12 protein-coding genes are annotated in these 19,107 nt (G+C 44.3%); 5 read left to right on the plus strand and 7 right to left on the minus strand.

Features of this window, described 5'->3' with window-relative positions; all coding sequences use genetic code 11:
- Positions 1-6: 6 nt before the first annotated feature.
- From WC496_02850 to WC496_02870, 5 genes are read left to right on the plus strand one after another with little or no spacing between them, the layout of a single operon-like run.
- A complete protein-coding gene (locus tag WC496_02850; GenBank protein MFA5291953.1) occupies positions 7-270 on the plus strand; it encodes a hypothetical protein in 264 nt (87 codons plus the stop codon).
- Positions 271-2,211 (plus strand): cell envelope integrity protein TolA, encoded by a 1,941-nt coding sequence (locus WC496_02855; GenBank protein ID MFA5291954.1) that lies wholly within the window; start codon positions 271-273, stop codon positions 2,209-2,211. It abuts the gene before it with no gap.
- Positions 2,208-3,017: a hypothetical protein gene (locus tag WC496_02860; GenBank protein ID MFA5291955.1), complete on the plus strand. Its 810-nt coding sequence runs from the start codon at positions 2,208-2,210 to the stop codon at positions 3,015-3,017. Before WC496_02855 ends, WC496_02860 begins: the two co-directional genes overlap by 4 nt.
- On the plus strand, positions 3,018-4,079 hold the full coding sequence (locus WC496_02865; protein MFA5291956.1) for a hypothetical protein: 1,062 nt from the start codon (positions 3,018-3,020) through the stop codon (positions 4,077-4,079).
- Positions 4,079-9,463, plus strand: a complete 5,385-nt coding sequence (locus WC496_02870; protein ID MFA5291957.1) for a hypothetical protein — start codon at positions 4,079-4,081, stop codon at positions 9,461-9,463. Before WC496_02865 ends, WC496_02870 begins: the two co-directional genes overlap by 1 nt.
- A 122-nt stretch (positions 9,464-9,585) precedes the next feature.
- Here WC496_02870 and WC496_02875 read toward each other — a convergent pair whose 3' ends face one another.
- From WC496_02875 to WC496_02905, 7 genes are all read right to left on the minus strand, one after another.
- Positions 9,586-12,738: a glycoside hydrolase family 38 C-terminal domain-containing protein gene (locus WC496_02875; GenBank protein MFA5291958.1), complete on the minus strand. Its 3,153-nt coding sequence runs from the start codon at positions 12,736-12,738 to the stop codon at positions 9,586-9,588.
- Between the two features lie 86 nt (positions 12,739-12,824).
- Positions 12,825-14,048 (minus strand): hypothetical protein, encoded by a 1,224-nt coding sequence (locus WC496_02880; GenBank protein ID MFA5291959.1) that lies wholly within the window; start codon positions 14,046-14,048, stop codon positions 12,825-12,827.
- Between the two features lie 37 nt (positions 14,049-14,085).
- Positions 14,086-14,847 (minus strand): sugar isomerase domain-containing protein, encoded by a 762-nt coding sequence (locus WC496_02885; protein ID MFA5291960.1) that lies wholly within the window; start codon positions 14,845-14,847, stop codon positions 14,086-14,088.
- Positions 14,837-15,949: a hypothetical protein gene (locus WC496_02890; protein ID MFA5291961.1), complete on the minus strand. Its 1,113-nt coding sequence runs from the start codon at positions 15,947-15,949 to the stop codon at positions 14,837-14,839. The genes WC496_02885 and WC496_02890 overlap by 11 nt, the downstream gene beginning before the upstream one ends.
- Before the next feature lie 295 nt (positions 15,950-16,244).
- Positions 16,245-17,054, minus strand: coding sequence for a LamG domain-containing protein (locus WC496_02895; protein MFA5291962.1), 810 nt, complete (start codon positions 17,052-17,054; stop codon positions 16,245-16,247).
- A 66-nt stretch (positions 17,055-17,120) separates the two neighbouring features.
- Positions 17,121-17,993, minus strand: coding sequence for a LamG domain-containing protein (locus WC496_02900; protein MFA5291963.1), 873 nt, complete (start codon positions 17,991-17,993; stop codon positions 17,121-17,123).
- Positions 17,994-18,089: 96 nt separating this feature from the next.
- A partial coding sequence (locus WC496_02905) for a LamG-like jellyroll fold domain-containing protein (protein ID MFA5291964.1) occupies positions 18,090-19,107 on the minus strand: 1,018 nt, incomplete at its 5' end.

The following is a 19,107-nucleotide window of genomic DNA, read 5'->3' on the forward strand; positions in this document are numbered from 1 at the left end:
TACCAGTTGGCCGGTGCAATCGGTATTGACCCTGCCAATCTTACGCTTCGGGAACTTCTTTGGATGTCCGAAGGCAGGGGTAAGGATGTATGGTCGAGGGCTTCTAATCTTATGGCCTTAATTGCTAATTGCAATCGAGACCCGAAGAAAAGTAAGGTGTTTAAGCCTTCCGACTTCAATCCTTACTGTGCCGACACAAACAAAAAAGAAGCTGTTGTTCTTACAAAGGACAATATGAACGTTCTTAAAAAAATGCTTGGAGCAACGTAAATGGCAAATACTGGTGCAATAAAGGCAGGTCGTGCATATGTAGAGGTATTCTTAGATAAGAATCCGTTTGTCAGGGGCTTGCGTTCCTGCGAGAAGTCTTTGACTTCTTGGGGTCGTTCTGTTTCTGCGATGGGCAGGCAGGTTATGATGGCAGGAACGGCCATTGTTGGTTCGCTCGTTGCTGCATCTGTTAAGGCCGGCAGTATAGGGCATGACCTTGAGGAGATGTCTAAAAAGACAGGGGTCGGTGTGGAGGCTCTCAGCGGGCTCGGGTATGTTGCCAGGCAATCCGGAGGCAGCCTTGAAGGGCTCGGCAAAAGTTTCAGGTTTATGCAGAAAAACCTCTTTGCAGCACAAAACGGAACTAAGGGTGTGGTCAAAGCTCTTGCTCAACTTGGCCTCACTGTTGCCGAATTGCAAAAACTTACACCAGAGGAGCAGTTTAAGGAAATCGCCGGGCGTATAGGTTCACTGGCAGACCCAACGGCAAGGGCGGCATTGGCGATGAAGATATTTGGTCGTTCCGGGACAGAGTTGTTGCCGATGTTTGCTCGCGGCAAAGATGGCATAAATGCTATGATTGGCGAAGCTGAAAAACTCGGCCTGATTATGAGCACAGATGACGCTGAGGCTGCGGCGGAATTTCATGAAGAAACCAAAAAACTGACAGATATTCTCAAGATGGGAATGTTCAGGGTTGGCTCGGCAATTATCCCGATACTCAAAGACCTTGCTGTAAAATACGGACAGGTTGTTAAGGCCTGTTCTGATTGGGTTAAGGCTAATCCTGGCGTTGTTACAATGGTTTTGTATCTCGGCGCAGCTCTTATGGCGACAGGTGCAGCGTTTATGATACTTGGCAAAGCGATGGTGCTTGCAGGAGCGATGCTCAAAATCGTTCTCACTTTGTTTGCTGTAATTAAAACTGTATTAATGTTCATACTTTCCCCGCTCGGCCTTGTCGTAACGGCACTCACAGCGGGTGTTGCGGCGTTTTTATATTTCAGTGGATATGGCAGCCAGTTGCTTTCCTGGCTTGGTAACTGTTTTATGACACTGAAGGATGATGCAACGAAGGCTTTTAATGGAATCGCTCAGGCACTCGCAAAAGGCGATATTGCTCTTGCCGCTCGAATACTTTGGCTGACTTTAAAGATGGAGTTTCTCAAGGGCAAGCAGGTTCTTTTGGAGGTATGGCTTTCGTTTAAAAGCAAGTTTCTGGAATACTGGAATGGCATCGGCTATTCGATGGTCTTGATTTGGGACACAGCCGTTTATGGCATCAAAACTGCTTGGATTGAATTGGTTGCCCTTTTGAAATCGGTTTGGACCAGCTTTAAGTCTGTCTATGGAAGCGTTGTCGATTGGTGTGTCAAAAAAGCTATGGGTGCTTGGATTTGGTGGCAAAAGCTGATGAATCCGGAATTTGACGATGCTTCGGCCAAAAAAACTCTTGACGATTCGCTCGCTCAGGATAAGGCCGACAGGGATGCGGAAACCCAAAAGGATTTGCAGGCCATTGAATCGCAGCGGGCTTCTTCACGCTCGGCGGCAAAGGCTGGCTATGAACAGGACAAAGATAATATTGCCAATGCCTACACCGCTGATATTGAGGCCAATAACAAAGAAGCCGAAGATAGGCTCAAAAAAAATGCCCAAGAACTTGCCAAGGCCAAAGGCCAGTGGCAGGCATCTCTCAACAGGGCCGCAGAGCCGGCAGATGCCCAGATGCCTCAAAGGCCGAATATCCCGAAGTTTGGCGATACGCTGGCGATGGCAGGTAGTGCATCGGCAATCGGCACATTCAGCGCATCCGGCCTTTCAATGCTCGGTGCAGGCGGCGTGATGCAAAAGATAGCGGCAGCATCGCAGGCAACCGCAGACAACACAGAAGAAATCGCTGATAATACTGCCGATAGCGGAGATGAGTTTGCCGAATGAGTAGTGTAAGAGTTGAAGAAAAATATCTTGGTCGCAACCTTTACAAACCGAAGTCTGGTAATGGTGGCAGCGCGCAGATAGAGTACATTATTCAGGGGACAGATGATGATATTGCTGCTACGGAGGCATTAGAAGGTATTGTTCCTGAAAAGTGGAATGACTTGCCGCTTATCGGGTGTGAGGTTAAGCAAATAGCATCAGCGATATGGGAGGGAGTTGCCAGATACGGCTACAACAACAGCAGTAGAGACAAGAGCGAGTCTAATTATTCATTTGAAACAGGTGGCGGCACTCAGCATATTACCCAAAGCCTTGCAACTATTCAGAAGTATGCTCCGGCAGGTAAGACCGCTCCGGATTTTAAAGGGGCGATATGCGTTGACAATAACAGCGTAAACGGATGCGATATTGTTGTTCCTGTTTATACCTGGACAGATGTTTATTACTTTGACCATTCAGAAGTGACAGACAACTATAAGGCTGCACTTAAAAACCTTACAGGCAAAATAAATAATTCAGCGTGGAAAGGAAATGCTGCGGGTGAGGTTTTGTTTATGGGTGCATCAGGCTCAAAGCGGGGCAATTATGGTGATTGGGAAATTGCGTTCAAGTTTGCCGCAAGTTCGAATGTTACAGACAAAACGATTGGCGATATATCAGGCATCGCTAAAAAAGGGTGGGAGTTTCTTTGGGTCAGGTATGAAGATGCTGATGATGATAATGCAAAGGTCTTAATTAAAAAACCTTCGGCGGTGTTTATTGAACAGGTGTATGAATACGGCGATTTTGGTGGGCTTGGTATCTAAATGGGTGATAGTTTCAAAAGAGTTCAGGCAGGTCAGAAGTTGGCTGTTTCGGCAAGGGCGTACAATGCAATGCTCGACACAGCAGAAGCCTATCAGCGCAGCAAACTCAACGGAGGCTCTGGCGTTGGTTCTGGCGGGGATAGCCAGATTGTTCTTGTAAAAAACTCATCCGGCTGGGATGCTTCAAGGTTTGATGTTCTTGGGATTTCCGGTGTAGTTTTCAGCCCAACAGACTCTGCCGCTCTTACTCAATTCAAAAACTCGATAGTATTGACAGGCCACACACCCTCTACAAACGACCATGAAGGTGGGCGCTTTGTTATTTGTGCTGAACCCATACCAGATGGCTCGATAGGCAGGGCCTGGGCTTACGGAGTTTGTCAGGTCCAGATAAATGCCACTGACGAGGCTCATAAGTTTGCCGATGTCAGGGATGGTGACCACACCCTTTTGGATAGTGCCGAAGGCGGGGCAGTGTCGATACTTTGGAAAGAAGCAGGCACAGGTACGAAATGGGCTGTCGTAAGATTTGGTGCTTCTGGCGGCGGCAGTAGCGGTAGCTCAGGTGTAGAGGAAGCTGTTGTTGTTACCAGTCTTGATGAACCTGATTTTACAGTTGGTGAGGGTTCGGAAGGTTATGCCGGCGGTGGATTCTATCGAGTAAGGAAAAAAAGCAGCGTATATGCCGAATGGAATCCTGAAAATACACCTTACGCAAAAGATGCTTATGTACTATATACCGGAAACAACCGTGTTTATAAGGTAATAGCCGACCCTGCGGTTACTAATATGGCATTGAACCCTGCAGAAAATACCGCCGAGTACGAGTTATATGATGAAATAAAAATTGAGTTCGTTGCAGGTTTTGATATAGAGGGAAGTGAAGTGCCTATTGCCCAGACATTCCCGATATTTCCGGTTGGGGCAACTATTTGGATAAGAAGCCGTAAACTTGAGGATGATTCAACGAGATATTTGCTTGCTCACACTTTAACGCCGAGAGGTGAAACGGAAGATGCCAAAGCAATATGGGCTGATGGTCGTTTGCGGATTGTGTACTAATGACTTTGAATCAAAATAAATTTGAAACCGCCGACTGGAAAACTATTAGAGCCGGTATTGCGGCAAATAAAAAAATAGACATCAGTTGGGAGATGCACCGTGATATTTTGGTTAAAATCTTTTTGTTACATAATATCCACGCCGGTAATTATGACAGCTCGGTTTTTCGATGGGGAGTAAATAAAAAACCGACGGCAAGACCAAATCCGCAAATAATAGAAGGCGGCCACGATACGTGGGCAGATATTTGCTGGTACGCAGGCGACTGGGAAATATCAGTATTCGACACTTCACACGGAATGAAGTATAAAGACGAGAACGGCGTTGAAATTGAGGGTCGGTATATCCGGTATAAAAATAAGGAAAATTTAACACCTCAAATATGCAGCGCATACGATGAAACTTCCGGGCACGACCCTATTAATTGGGAAAGCGGCAAGACTTATGTTACGGGCAGTGTCAAATTTTATTTAGGCCATTTGTGGGAAGCAAATAAAGAAACTTCCACAGTTCCGATTACACTTATAAAAACAGTACCTCACGTCAAATACGAACAGAGTGAAGATTGGGATTTATATTTTGAAGGGCCGCCCGGACTTTACGAGTATTATGACGATGAGCTTGAAGCAAATGCGTTGAAAAGCAAATGTCATTTTGATACGTGGCTCAAAAACTTTACGGCGGGATATGACAAAGGCGACAAGGTAAGCTGGCAGGGAGGCTGGCAGGCACAGCGAGACATACAGCTTCCTGCTGTACCACCGAGAGTATGGACGGGGACGGAATGGTCGGCAGGTTCGTACCCAAAAGATAAACAGGTACGAATAGAGGAAACAGACGGTGACGGCGATACAGTTCATATCAGAATTTTTCAGGCTTTAAAACCTGTCAATAATTCCGAACAGGAAGGCATCGAATCTGTAAACCCAAAAGATGATGTTGATGGATTCTGGGAAGAGCGAATAGACCTTGCCGTTGAATGGATTCCTTTGGCATCTGAGTATCTCGAATCTGATAACTGGCAGCTTGTGCCCGATGATGCAAACTATCTATCTGACTGGCTGCCAAATTTTCCAGGACTAACTATTATAAATGAAAGTGTCAGAGATAATACGTACTGGTGGTTGAATGATTTTAAAACGCAGCATCCATCAATGTATTTTCCACCGTTCGTCTGTCCTGAAGAACAGTTAAGGCGGGCAATATTTGCGTATAAAGAAATAGCTCATAGTAATTTATCAGGTTTGTGGAAACCTATTTATAAACAGGGAGATGTTTTTAAAGTTGATGTGTCAGCGAAGCATATAACCGCACCGGAATATCTTGGTCCAGTGTTTGGAATTCGTGCAAGAATGGGATGGTGGCAACAAGATATAGAACCTTATCAAATTACTTTTGAACGTAGAGATGCCTGGGGTATTTTGAATGGTTTTTTGGACGGGTTTACTCGGTCATATATTTATGATGGGAATCAGTATTGCAATTACGGCGGGTATAAAAGGAACGCCCCTTATCTTGAAGACATCGGTTACTGGTCTCGAAACCCAAAAATTCATACAGGCTTACAAAATGCCATTGAATCGCTTTTGAGTGATAGGGATTTCAGGCTGCCTGCTACTGACTTGTATAAGGCGAATTTCCGCAGGGGTTTTTTATATTGGGAAGATTATGATGGTGGAGTAACTCCCGTAGAAGGTATGGAACGATATTTCGGAACATATCCGACAGGAGTTATTAAAAGATATAACGGCTCGGCGTGGGTTGTAATGGATGTGGAGGAAAATTCTGAATACAACACTCATCCGGGAGTCAATGATGAGTATTGGGGCACGGGTGAAGCGGGCATAGTAACCTTCCTTGAACATCTGAGCGAAGTGAAAAATGAAAAAATGTACGACTACTTTTTTAATTATGAAACGGCTAAAAAGTATTACCCGTTCAATTTGGTAGAGGCTACATTTAGAACTTCGTATGGCGGCCATAATGAGTCTGGATTACATACGGAATCAGAATTTATGGCAATGTGGGATTTTGTCCACGCAGGAGAGCATATAAAGACTTTTAGATATTCTTGCGGTCGAGCGGGAATTTTTATGCGAGAGAATGAACGAGGGGAGCCTCCGCATTATAGAGATGCGTGGAATCCTGATTTTTCAGACCATACCCCTCCATTAGTTAGAGGTATGGTTTACAATAGACCCGAAAGGTGGTTTGGTCCAAGAACAAATGATATGCCGTTAATAAGCGATTTCGATACGAAATTTTTACCGTTTAAAACTCCGTACAAAGACTGGACGGATAAAGCCTACTCAATGGGAGAGAAAGTATGGTATCCTGTTTTAGTCGATGAAGAATATAAAAATAAATTGTTTAAAGCGACAAGGGCGATTGTTGTAGGCGATTATGTTCCGACTTCTCAAGACCCTGCAAACGGGTGGGTACTTTCGGAATGTCATATAATACTCGTGCCGGGAGATGTTACAGATTCAAATAACACTTACTATATAAAAAATGGTGCTATGCTGCACTTGTGCGAAACCTCTGAAGATCCTATCGTGAGCGAGGAAGAAGTAATCCTTGACCATACGCATTTAATTTCAACAGTAGTCAAAAATCCAGAAGTAAAGGCGTGGGGTTCAAATACGGAAGGTGAAACCGATATTCCCGATTTAGGCGGTGAAAAAATATCTGCGGTTTACGCAGGCAATAAAATCAGCGCAGCTATTGGCTCATCGTTTGTATGGGGTGATGATACAAATGGACTTGTTAGTAATGCACCTGATTTAAGTAATGCAAAAAAAATATCCTTTGGAGATAAGCACGCATTGGCGTTGTACTACGATGGCTCTGTTATAGCGTGGGGTGATAATACTTATGGTCAATGTGATATACCGGCAGGGACGTATATAGATGTTTCGGCAGGATGGCGGCACTCGGCTCTGGTTACAACGGCGCATCAGGCTGTTTGTGTTGGAGATACTTCAAATAACAAATGTGCGGTATTTTATTATGACCCTGATACGCCACTTCCAGAACAAAACGATGCACTTTACGAAGTTGTATCTATTTCAGCAGGCAAAGACCATACCGCAGCGGTCATACGCCGTATTTTAGATGGTAAATATAAGCCTGTTGCGTGGGGAGCGGTATATGGGGAATGGCCTGATTATTATACGGGTGCTCAGGCTTGTCTTGCAGAAGAAGGGTGGACAGACGATTGGTATGACCTTCTTGTTGTTGTAGCTGCTGGCGAATCGTGGACAGTAGTAATGCAATGGGACAATTCTTGGAGCTATGGAAGGGGATATGACCCTGATTGTACGGACACTCCGGCAACGTATGGAGAAAAGCTGGCAAGCTCTTTTAGGCATCTTTGCGTATTGACGAAAGCCTCTGCTGATGGTGTGCGTGATATTATAGCGTGGGGACACAATGGCGATGGAGAACTGAATGTACCAGAACTTGACACAGTTGACTATCCGTTTGGATGGGGAGATGTAGCTGCGGGTGGTTATAGTCACACTATAGGATTAACAGCTATATTTTCGACATTATTGGTAACACGACCAGTACCCCAAAGAGGTGTGATAGGTTTTAATCCGAAGATTGCAGAACGTCACGACCCGAGTTACATTGGCTTTACTGAAAATGAAGATGATTCTTTTACCTGCGAATTACATTATGATATAAACCCGCAGGTTTATGTTGATATGCGTGACCTGCTTGATTTGGCAATGTATAAAGATGTGTCTGTCACTAAACAAATTGTAAGTGTTCTTGCAAACGGCACGGATAGTAGTGGCGGTAAATTTGGCACGGACTCCGTAGGAGAAGCCATAGCCGTTTGTAAAAAGGTCTTAGGAAGTTGGATGGGTTTGTATAACAGTGATTTTTCATTGGGCGCACCGTTATATATTTGGAGTGAGGGGAGTGTTTTGCCGTATGGAGAATATCCAGAAGACCCAGAGGCTTACACTGTTGGCAGTATTACAATGGGTGCTACTTTACAGGTAGGTACAACGATTGGAATTCCCAGTTATTTTATGATTGTCAATGCTTACTATTATGCAACCTTTATAAGATACTCTTGGCCGGATGAACTTAAAATTGCCCCAAAGACGATATTGCAGAAAGTAATACAAACAGAAATTAGGCAGAGTTTTCCTACAAGTTGCCCGTCAGGCGAAGGCGGTGTTGAGGCGTATGGTCCTGTGGTATTTGGGCAATCTTGCTCAGTGGGCAGTTTAAGTTTAACTAATAAAATTGTCGCCGAAGATGCGGTGAGTTTAAAACGATATCATTATTCAACCCCAATGGAAACAGATGGCAAGTGGTATAAATGTGAACCGACAAATTTATTCCCTTATGCGGTTCACGCCGGAGAAGGCGGTTTGGTAGGCACTCCCCATACAACCGTATCTGGCGGTGCAGATATGAATATTGCTTTAGTAGGTGTAGGAGAAGGGATAGTTGTTGTTTTAGACTGGGAATCCAATGTGCCGTTAAGCTTTTTCAGAGATACTTTTTTGCATATAGATGCGCCGAGGGCATTGGTTCAAGATACTAAAGCACCGAGACCAAACCCACCAGTAGCAGAACGAGACCCCTATGCTTATTTAAAGTATGTCCTGCCGTATGATTTATTATACCCAAACGATGACGGTGTTAAGTGGGTCAGCGGTGCAGCGGTAAATGAAAATGAAGTAAGATGGTTGTGGTATAACGGTAAAAAGCAGGTATTCACGGCCAAAAATAATATTGTAAATACGACAATCAAACCAAAGAATAATCCCGATGAATGGGAGTGGAATTTGCCATATTCAGAACTCAGGCTCAATGGCTTGTGCTGTGTTTGTTGGGATTATGAAGCAAGCAATCCGGTTAGATACAAAATGATTTGTGCGGAGAACGAAGAACTTGATACAGAATGGGAACTTGAAAGAGAAAAAGATATACTTTTGGAAACATTGCTTCTTGTGATAGATGATATTACCGAAGGCGAAGCAGCAATAAGGCCAAGCGGAACGATTACTCAAATTTTATGCAACGGTACTCACGTCGTAGATGAAGTTGTAGAAATCATCGGCTCTAAGTTTTGCGATGGGGTTCATACACTCGTGGGGGCTGGCGAAGGATATATTGAAATTGATAAGGGATACTTTTTAGATGAAACCTTTGCCGATGGTGTTGTAGTTATAAACAGAACACAGACCTATGATGCTAATGATTGGGAAGGGGAAAGTTTTAAAGATTATACCTTCGCGCATCAGGCAAAAGACAATGCAGCCGAAATGCAGGGTGTGCCGGATAATCTGACTAAGATAAGCGAGTATATAGCGGTTGTGCCGCCAGTTGATTATATAAATTATTTTGACGGAGATTAGCCAAAGGTTTATGGAAATCCAACAGAGAAGGACTGTACCAATGAAATAAAGTGAAAAAAAGCATTTAATTATAACCGTTGACAACTGCCCTCATAGCAGCACCTCAGTCTGTTGGCAAGATTTTAAAAGGCAAATTTTATCTTAAAAGTTTTTATCTCGTAGGGGGACAGTATAAACGGAATATCATGCTTGGAAAAGTTGGCAGATTTGTCCTCTCGTTCCAGCAGGTTACATTCACTCACATGGCAAAGCTGCTGCCAAAATCGGATATTGGCATTATGTTGCGATCCATGACGTTCGACGACACGGACTACGATTTCATCAGATGTTTCAGCTTTTTTGAGAGCCTCCAAAGTTAAACCGACGTTATCTATAGCCAAAAACGACTGCTTTGGAGGCAATTCACCATCGTGGTTGTCACACAATATCACATCAAACGGGTCATTAAAATCTTGAGCTTCTTTGATCGTATTGCCATAACGCCAATCTCCTGGATGTGAATATAGAGAGTAGACGAAATAGTGTTCCTCTTGGTCAGACACAGGATCGGGATATTTTGGGCCTTTCAGCAGGCTTAGCGTCATTGTGCCATCGTGCGCCTCGTGGCCATATTTGCTGTCGTTCAGCAAACTTAGTCCGAAATCGCCCTGCGAAAGGTCCATCCACATATGTGCAGGGACTTCAAATTTGGCTTCTTCGTAAGAGTTGTTTCTGGTAGTAGGACGGTCTATGTTGCCAAAAGCGATATCATAAGTGGCTTTTCGAGTTATGATGTTCGTATGGAATCTCGTTTTTAATAATTTATGCTGTTCTTTCCAGTCTACGTAAGTTTCAAAATCAACACGTCTTGAGTCAGCAGCTAAAATAATACGTTGAATCATGTGTGAATTACAAAAATTTCGTGTTATCTTGATACTCGAACGAACAGGGCCTTCCTCATCAATCTCTATCGATGACACACCAGAGATATCGAATTCAAGGTCAGTATAATGTGCTTCGATATCCCATGCATCGTACTTGCCGGGAATATCTTCATAAAGTTTCATCACATTGCCGCGTTTAGCAGGATTAATATGTTCGCGGTTAGTTAGTTTGTCGAAAAGAGAAAGGAGTTCGCCCTTCTCGTTAAGTACCACTTTAAGGAAATTATTCTCAAGGGTCGTTGAGGAGACTTTAACTGGAGATTTTATTTTTTTGCCTTTGCCTTCAACTAAACGGTATATCGAGTAACCAACAGAAGAAATATTCTTGGCGAGAAATATAAGTATAGTTTTGCCTGTCTCAAAGTCTGCAATGAATTGATGTGGTACTTCATCACCGTTTTCGTCAAGTATATAAATATTCTTCTCGGAATATTCAATGCGTACAATTGAGTCACGTGGATAAGGCTGTGAGTTAAAAATCACCACTGCTTTTCCATGTCCACGCGTGTCAGTTCTTGATGCAATGTCGTCCAAGGCGTTCCGTAACAGATGCTCACCGATATTCGTAGCTATCTTATAAGAGTCGAGAAGGTCAAGGTATGCGTCCGTGACATGAGTACCGGGAAGAGAATCGTGAAACTGATTGGTTAAAACTTCTTTCCATCCTTTATCTAATTCTATCACAGGATACTTTAAATGAGCAAAACAGGAGAATATCTCCGCCTTGCGATATAGGATTTCACAGTAGCGATTAAGCTTTTTGAGTCTGCCCTTAGTGGTATAGACTCCACGGTGCTCTTCAAGATATAGTTCATCGTTAAGCACCGGCAGATTGACATCAAGGGCCTTGTTATACATACGTTCAAGACATTCCTCAACAAGTGACATTTTCGTCGGGACCATGCCGGGAAAATTTTCATATCGTTTGGCATATTCCAGCATTTCTGAGTCCGGACCACCGCCGCCGTCTCCCCAGCCATAGGCGTAAAGACTTTCTCCGATTGTAGCACGCTCTGAAAACTCGTCCCAGTGTTGTTTGAGATGATCCGGTTCCATCGTACCAATAAAATGTGTTGGCGGAACAGTGGCAAAAATTTTGGATCCGTCGGGACTCTGCCACCAGAAAACACTGTGCTTCCACTTATTTGTATCATTCCAAAAAGCCATTTTGTGTGTTACAAAGTATTTTAGTCCACACTTAATGAGAATCTGTGGCATTGTCCATGCATTGCCGAAAACATCCGGAATCCATGCAGTTTTAGGTGTAATATTAAATTCACGTTCAATAAAATCTACGCCATGGAGTATCTGCCGTACAAAAGACTCTCCGGAAATAAGGTTGCAGTCAGGTTCGACCCAAAACGCACCAATAACTTCCCATCGGCCTTCCTTTACGCGTTGCTTAACTTGCTCGTGAAGATCAGGATAATTTTCCTTCATCTCCTTGTACATTAGCGGCTGGCTCTGAGAGAACTTATAATGGGCAAACCGTTCCATCATTCGCAAGGCGGTTGCATGGGTTCTACCGATTTTGCGTACGAACTCTGCATGTGTCCACAAATAAACTATGTCCAGATGTGAATTGCCACAAAGATGCATCAGACCCTTTTTCCGAAAAACGTTGGTTTCATAAACCTCCTTGCGGATAATTTCTTGAGCCGAGAGGGTTGCCTCCCTGGCCCTTTGATAGGATTGTTCCCGCTGGTCAATATGGCGTGTCGCTTTGTGCAAAGCATTACGAAGTAAGTCAACTACTTCCTGCTCAAGTCCTTCTGTTATCATTACATTGAAAGCTGCCCGCAGATCCCAATATGCATCGTTGATTTCCTGGTCGAAAACGGCAAAATGTGAGCATTCCAGTTTTTTGGGTTCAACAATTTCCCACATAATATAGGATTCGAGTTGGAAGTCGTAAGTTTCCTGGCCGGTAGCACAATTAGTAAGTGGAATGACATCACGAAAAGGATCTTGTCCATGGTATGGTTTGTCGTTAATATAGAGAAGTGAGTCACCGCTAAAATAAAGCTTGAGCACCACATTTTTGCCCCGGAATTTTACAGGCATCTTTGCTTTGCAGCGAAATATGGCGCTGAAGTCGTCTTCACCCCAGCAATCTTCAACATATATGGGTTTCCATTCTTCGCCAACAAAGAGTCGTTCTCGCTTCCGGGTATATTTAAACTGGCGATATTCCCATCCCTCAATTGGTTCCTTTTCCGGATATATCCAGTATTTGAGTGACTCAATTTTCTGCTGTATAATTTCCTCAAATGAGATAATCTGACGTTTCTTGCTTTTTATGATATTACGCCATTTGTCTAAAATATTCTCTATACCATTTTTTTTTTGCATATCTGGTTTTCGCTTTGATTCATTTCTAATGTTGCATATTTTTAAAAGATCCTGTGAAAGAAGATTATCGCAAAGTCGTTAAATTTTCAAGCTGAATTTCTCTGTCTTACTCCCAGACATTCTGCCATCTCACTGAGAATGGCAAAGTATGCTGCTGTTTGGACACTGCTGCTCATGGGCAGTATTCTGGCGCTATATCCTGGGATGTCTACGATGGCATCGCCAGGTCGCCAGGGCAGGTCAAACCAAAGCATGTTCTCGTGATTTTGCAAGTTCGTGAGACGGCCATAAGGTGAGGTATGAATCAACCGTACGCCTCGATCCAAAATTTTCCAAACGGCGTCTGTGTCCACTCGACCATATCCCATATATATCGCTACATCACCTTTTCCTAGTTCTTCAACTGGCGCAGCACGATTCAAATCGGCATTAAAAGGCGGCCATATTTCAAGGGGATAATTGAACTCCTCGGACAGTTCCAAAATTCTTGGATAGCAATGTCCACATATTGCTGCTCCTGCCCGATGGCCTTTATTTTTCGCCTCTGCCAGCCACTGGCCAATCCGACCGAATATGTCTGCCTGATTTTTGATAGTTTTGATGCTTTTTTCTATAGCATCAAGAAACTCGCCACCGGCATATCCGGCTGGTAATGGCGGAGTATACCAGTTATCATGAAACATCGGTGGCAGCCATGGGCCGTGAAGATTGTCTTGTTTAATAAAGTGGTTGTTTCTTACCCATCCTCCCTCCAGCCAGACACTCAACCAAATAGTCGGCATCTTGCCTTGCCGTATACAGGCACATATCATCTCGCCGGTAGTAACCCATCCTCGGACAATTTGTTCAAATTGTAATGTGGGTGCAAACGGGCAGAGTGTTTCAGTTTCATAAAGCCCTTCATTGGGATCGCAACCCCCGGTAAATCCTGCAAAACGACCTGAAGAATTTAACGACTGCGTATCTTCTTTTCTCCCAAGCACAAAGAGGTTTGCCTTGCTCTTTATCAGTGTATTAAGTGTTTTGTTTTCGGAAACATTTCGTTCTCGATAGCCAAGTACTGGGAAAAAGGCAACATCTTTTTCTGAGTTGGAAACATAATTACGTGATTCAAGCCCCATGAAGTTGCCGGCACGGAGGTCATATTCATCAGACCAATATTCTATCACAGGAGGTGCAAAAATATTTCCTCCGGCTATTAGATTTTCGGCCATCCTTTCGCCTAACTCAATCAAGGAAGGCAAATCCTTTCGAATTGTTTTAATCCGTCTTTCGATGAGAGAAATATATCTCTCAGTTGGTTTTGACATCTAAGTTACCTTTCAGGAAATATTAAATCTTTTTTAATTAAAGCCCTTTGACACGCGATTTATATCGCTTGATAAGACGGGCATTATATTCATCCCCGCCGGGCATGTTGGCGCTCTGGAATATTGGCGGCTCTATGCCGCGTTTCACCATTTCCGCTACAGCCTCAATGACAATCCTGTGAGATATATAAGCATCCACCATCGTAGAAGTTGGACCAATTGGTACGTCGAAGCCCTCGACTCGAAAATCCGCATCACCATAAGGGTTTTCATCGTCGATACACAAATTGGCATATTCAAAAAGATGCTTTTTGTTAGGATGTCGAATGTGATGATCGAGCGGAAGATTATCTCGCCATTGAGATGAGGAAATGGCAATGATTTTGGCACCTCTTTTTTTGGCTTCGTCCGCAGCATCAATTGTCGTAGGGTTCATTCCAATATTATGAAAAATGATCAGCAGGTCATCTTTAGCAATCTCATAATAACGAATTAAACAATTAGCATAGCCCTGTGTTCGCTCTACTTCCAGATATTTCAAAGCCTCACAAATGGGGCTTATATCGTGACCTATAATTGGATTAATATTTGCCAGGCCGCCTGCGCGAAAAAACATCTCAAAGACCATCAGGCAGGTATGCCCGCCGCCACCGTACACGTGTACCAACCGGTCTTGCTGATAAGCATCCGCAATCATTAATCCAGCCTGGTGGAAAGCCTCTGCTTGATGAGATTCCACAAGACCAAGCTTGTTCTGGATATTCTGAAGGTAACTACGTCCGCGACTGTTAGTTGTCATTATTGTCATCTCCTAAAGGTAAAGTATTATTCACAGCTTCATGCATGGCGATAATATTGGACAATGGTACGTCAGGATTTATTGTGTTGGCCGTAAATATTACAAGATCGGCCCTGCCTTTGCAAATGTTAACTGCCTGCCGTATCTTGGCCTTTATCTGTTCTGGTGAGCAGACAGGCAGTTCAGTTGTTACCGACAGTGGGCCAAAAATCAATAATGGTTTTCCATCACGGGTGCGTTTGTTCAACACATAGTCCAGTGTCATTTCACATTCTGGTTGAAACCCCTGCAGGCCTTGTACGCCACAATCGATCACCATATCAAGTATCTGCCGAACGTCTCCGTCACAGTGCCACACGGGTTTACAACCTACCTCAAGAAGAGGTTCAAGCCCGTATCGAAGTGCCGGAGCATAATACTTTTCGAGAAAATCTGGCGAGACCATTGGGCCACGCTGTGAGCAGATATCCTCACCCAACAAGACTGCTCGAGGATACAATCCTTCTTTAACTGCACGTGCTACCAGGCGTCCATTACACCGGCCTTGTGCACCGCCAACCTCTATCAATTTTTGCGCATAGTCTGAATACATCCCAATGATACAAAAGAAAATCTCGTAGCCAAAATCGTTATACCAGCTTACTTTCGCACCAGCATTCCATTGTGCTGGCATCCAGAGCATTTCCCCGCAAAGTTTTTGCATTCGAATGAGTTCCTGGCTGAATTGGTAGTACTGGCTCTCAAAATCAAACTTTGCTTCAATCTCCTCCGGCGAAGGCATCTCTCCGATTTGAGCAACAGCCTGCTCCAGTGAAATGCCGCAGTCTGCCCGCTTATAGGTGTGTTTATCAACGATGCGATAGTCGTCCCTGCTTTGTGGAACGCACACGTCTATCAAACCATCACTACCGAGTTGACGGTATGCACGGATAGAGATCTCTACCGGGTTTGCCCAAAATTCGTCCAGACTTACTGAAGTCAGTCGACAAATATGCTCCGGACAAGCAATCCACCCGCCGAGGATTGGAGTGTGATCCGGTTGCTGACCGATAAAAACAGTATCCAGACGCTCGCGGGGTGTCATCACATTGGTCTTATGCACAGCCCAAACTCCCAGGCATTACTGCCTCTAAAAAATCCCATTACCAAGTAAAGAACCACCGGTTAAAACCGGTGGCATTGCTGTATTCGGGCGCTGCCCGTCCGCCTGCGGCGGTTGTTTCCATCTACCAGTTAAAACTGGTAGTATTAAAATCGGAAGAATAAAAAGGTTACAGCCCCAATAAGCTGTCCTTGGAGCTGCAACCTTCCAAAACTTCCAAGAAATCGAAAGCAAAACCTACTATCGGCCTGTTTCCACAAAAGGGCAACATATGCCAAAATACGAACTACGATGCTTATCTGGTTTTTCTATGAATAAGACTTACCAGTCCTGCTCCCAGCAACACTAAAGTACAGGGTTCTGGAATGAACATGGCATCGTAATTCTGCTGTATTTCTGCCTGCGACAAGGCTCTGTTGTAGTAAGTAACTTCGTCGATCAGGCCATTGAAACCGGCACTGCCTTCAGAACCTCCGATATACAAGCCATAGCTGGTTATGCCGGTGTTAGTTCCTGTTCCTGTTCCCTTCACAATTCCATCGATATAGATTTTTGCTGTACCGGTTGAAGTGCCGGCATTCCAATCATAAGTAACAACCACATAGTGCCATGTGGTGTGTAAATCTAAAACATAAGGTACATCAACTCCCGACAGATCGAAGTTGCCCCAATGGGCGTAGTTAACCCTGTCATCATTCCAGTCGCGGTTATTCCAAAGCATCCAGCCGCCAGTACCCGCCCCCACCTTGGTAACGATATATCTGGCATCGTATCCGGTAGGAGTGCCTACCTTGATCCATGCGCCTACTGTTCGCGATGACGTGTTCAAACTTGCATCATCAGCCACGGCCACGTAAGAGCCTAATGACTTGGTGAAATTCAGCGAGTAGCTACTCCCAATTCCGGCCGTATCAGTTATGTACGACGTTGTACCGGTGATTACGCCAGCGTTACTCCCTGCGGAGTCAACAGCGGCACTACCACTGCCTTCGTCAAACGTCCAATGTGAAACCAGGCCGCTGGTCACAATGGTAGCATTGGAAATTACATTCATTACAAGCACCATTAACACAATAACTGTAACTCTTAAAATATTCTTCTTCATTTTTTACACTCCTTCCTAAATTAAATTATAACTAAGTAAACTTTCACGCAAATTTTTATGCTCTTTTTAAAATGTGCAATCACCGGTTACCCAGCCACAAACAAGCCAATCTGCGGCCATGGCTGCTAAGTCTCGGAAGTCGACGTAGCAATCATTAGTCAAATCAGTAGTTGGACATTTAATGATTTGCATGGCGTTATAGTTTTGCAAAACTTCCTCGGCAGTCAAGGCTCTATTGTAAAAGGTAACTTCGTCAATTAGACCATTCAGCCCAAGCTCATCGCTACTTACAGTTTCGTCCCCTTGTGCACAGCCGATGGTCAAATCTTCTGTAGAGGAGTTGTATCCGGTAATAGTATTGCTATACGCAAGAACTCCATCAATATACAGATTAGCCGTTGTTGCTTCCTTGGTGGCTACAACATAGTGCCACTTGTTAATATCTACAGCAGTCGAAGTAATTGCGACTATTCCATAGTGCCCGTAATCCCATTTGGTTCCGTTATCAACCAATCTCAACATCCAGCCGACTCCGCCACCTGCGACTGCGTTTGAGAATAGAAAAACCTCTTGGTTTTGGAGACCGATTGCCTTGACCCACAGTCCTACAGTCTTTCCATCTGTGTTTGTACCCGTAGGAGAGGTGTTCCGGACAACTTGTCCGCCACTTGCGGTGTTAAAACTTATCGAGTACGTAGAACCTGCCCCGGCAACGTCTGTCGACCATGTGGGAAGATCGCCACCAGTAGTAAAATTTGCAAAGGTACCATCATTCGATCCAACCGAATCTACGGTGGTATTCCCACTACCCTCTTCCATTTCCCAGTGTGAAACGAGACCGTTGGTTACAACAGGATTATGAGCACTCACAATAGTACATATTCCAAGTACTAGAAAACCAACGACTGCGTATCCTAAGATATGCTTTACATCTATCATAATTCTACTCCTTCCTTACTAAACCAAATCATTACTTGATTTTTTAAATTTGTTACTCAAGCGAATTCTGTTCTCTCGCGGCTAATGCATAAACAATCAGGGAGTACAACCGGACGGCGAACCACAAACAAGCCAATCTGCTGCAAGTGCCGCGAAATCCTGAAAGTCAACGTAGCAGTCACCTGTAAAATCAGAGACGGGGCAGTCGGACAGCGTGGCTTGGTAGGTCTGCAACGCTTCTGCCGCTGTTAACGCTCGATTGTAAATAGTAACTTCATCAATCAGACCATTTAGCCCAAGAACAGGATTGGCACCTGCCATACCAATGACCAAAGGTCCGGCAGAAGCGTTATACCCGGAAAAAGCGGCACTTCCTGCAAAAGCTCCGTCAATATACAGTTTCATCGTTGTTGCATCCTTGGTGGCCATAACATAATGCCAGTTGTTTATATTCGTAGCAGGTACATCAACCACGCCCACTCCCCAGTGTCCATACTCCCATGTTGTTCCATTGTTCAGGCTCAAGAACCAGCCATGGCCGGCAAAATCTGTGTTTGTAATTAGATAAATTTGTGAGTTCTGAGCACCGATGGCCTTGACCCACATTCCTACGGTCTTTTGATTTATGTCTATACCTGTAGGGGTTGCGTTCATGATAACTTGTCCACCACTTGTTGGATTGTTAAAGTTTATGGAGTATCCAGAGACAGGTCCGGGAACATCCGTTGACCATGCGGGGAGATCACCCTCAATATAGTTTGCGAGGATGCCATGATTTGACCCAACCGAGTCTGCAGCAATATTTCCGCTGCCTTCATTCATCTTCCAGTGCGAAATCAGGCTGTCCTCAAGAGATGGGGGCTGTGGTGGAAGTTGAGGAGCGTCATTGATGGCAGCCATATTCTGCTGTATTTCTGCCTGCGACAAGGCTCTGTTGTAGTAAGTAACTTCGTCGATCAGGCCATTGAAACCGGCACTGCCTTCAGGACCTCCGATATACAAGCCATAGCTGGTTATGCCGGTGTTAGTTCCTGTTCCTGTTCCCTTCACAATTCCATCGATATAGATTTTTGCTGTACCGGTTGAAGTGCCGGCATTCCAATCATAAGTAACA

Source organism: Phycisphaerae bacterium (assembly GCA_041652575.1).
Taxonomy (GTDB): domain Bacteria; phylum Planctomycetota; class Phycisphaerae; order Sedimentisphaerales; family UBA12454; genus UBA12454.

Bases quoted from the DNA above. Each gene is read 5' to 3' on its own strand.
- WC496_02855 (MFA5291954.1), top strand. From the start codon at position 271: ATGGCAAATACTGGTGCAATAAAGGCAGGTCGTGCATATGTAGAGGTA.
- WC496_02860 (MFA5291955.1), top strand. From the start codon at position 2,208: ATGAGTAGTGTAAGAGTTGAAGAAAAATATCTTGGTCGCAACCTTTAC.
- WC496_02865 (MFA5291956.1), top strand. From the start codon at position 3,018: ATGGGTGATAGTTTCAAAAGAGTTCAGGCAGGTCAGAAGTTGGCTGTT.
- WC496_02870 (MFA5291957.1), top strand. From the start codon at position 4,079: ATGACTTTGAATCAAAATAAATTTGAAACCGCCGACTGGAAAACTATT.
- WC496_02875 (MFA5291958.1), bottom strand. From the start codon at position 12,738: ATGCAAAAAAAAAATGGTATAGAGAATATTTTAGACAAATGGCGTAAT.
- WC496_02880 (MFA5291959.1), bottom strand. From the start codon at position 14,048: ATGTCAAAACCAACTGAGAGATATATTTCTCTCATCGAAAGACGGATT.
- WC496_02885 (MFA5291960.1), bottom strand. From the start codon at position 14,847: ATGACAACTAACAGTCGCGGACGTAGTTACCTTCAGAATATCCAGAAC.
- WC496_02895 (MFA5291962.1), bottom strand. From the start codon at position 17,054: ATGAAGAAGAATATTTTAAGAGTTACAGTTATTGTGTTAATGGTGCTT.
- WC496_02900 (MFA5291963.1), bottom strand. From the start codon at position 17,993: ATGATAGATGTAAAGCATATCTTAGGATACGCAGTCGTTGGTTTTCTA.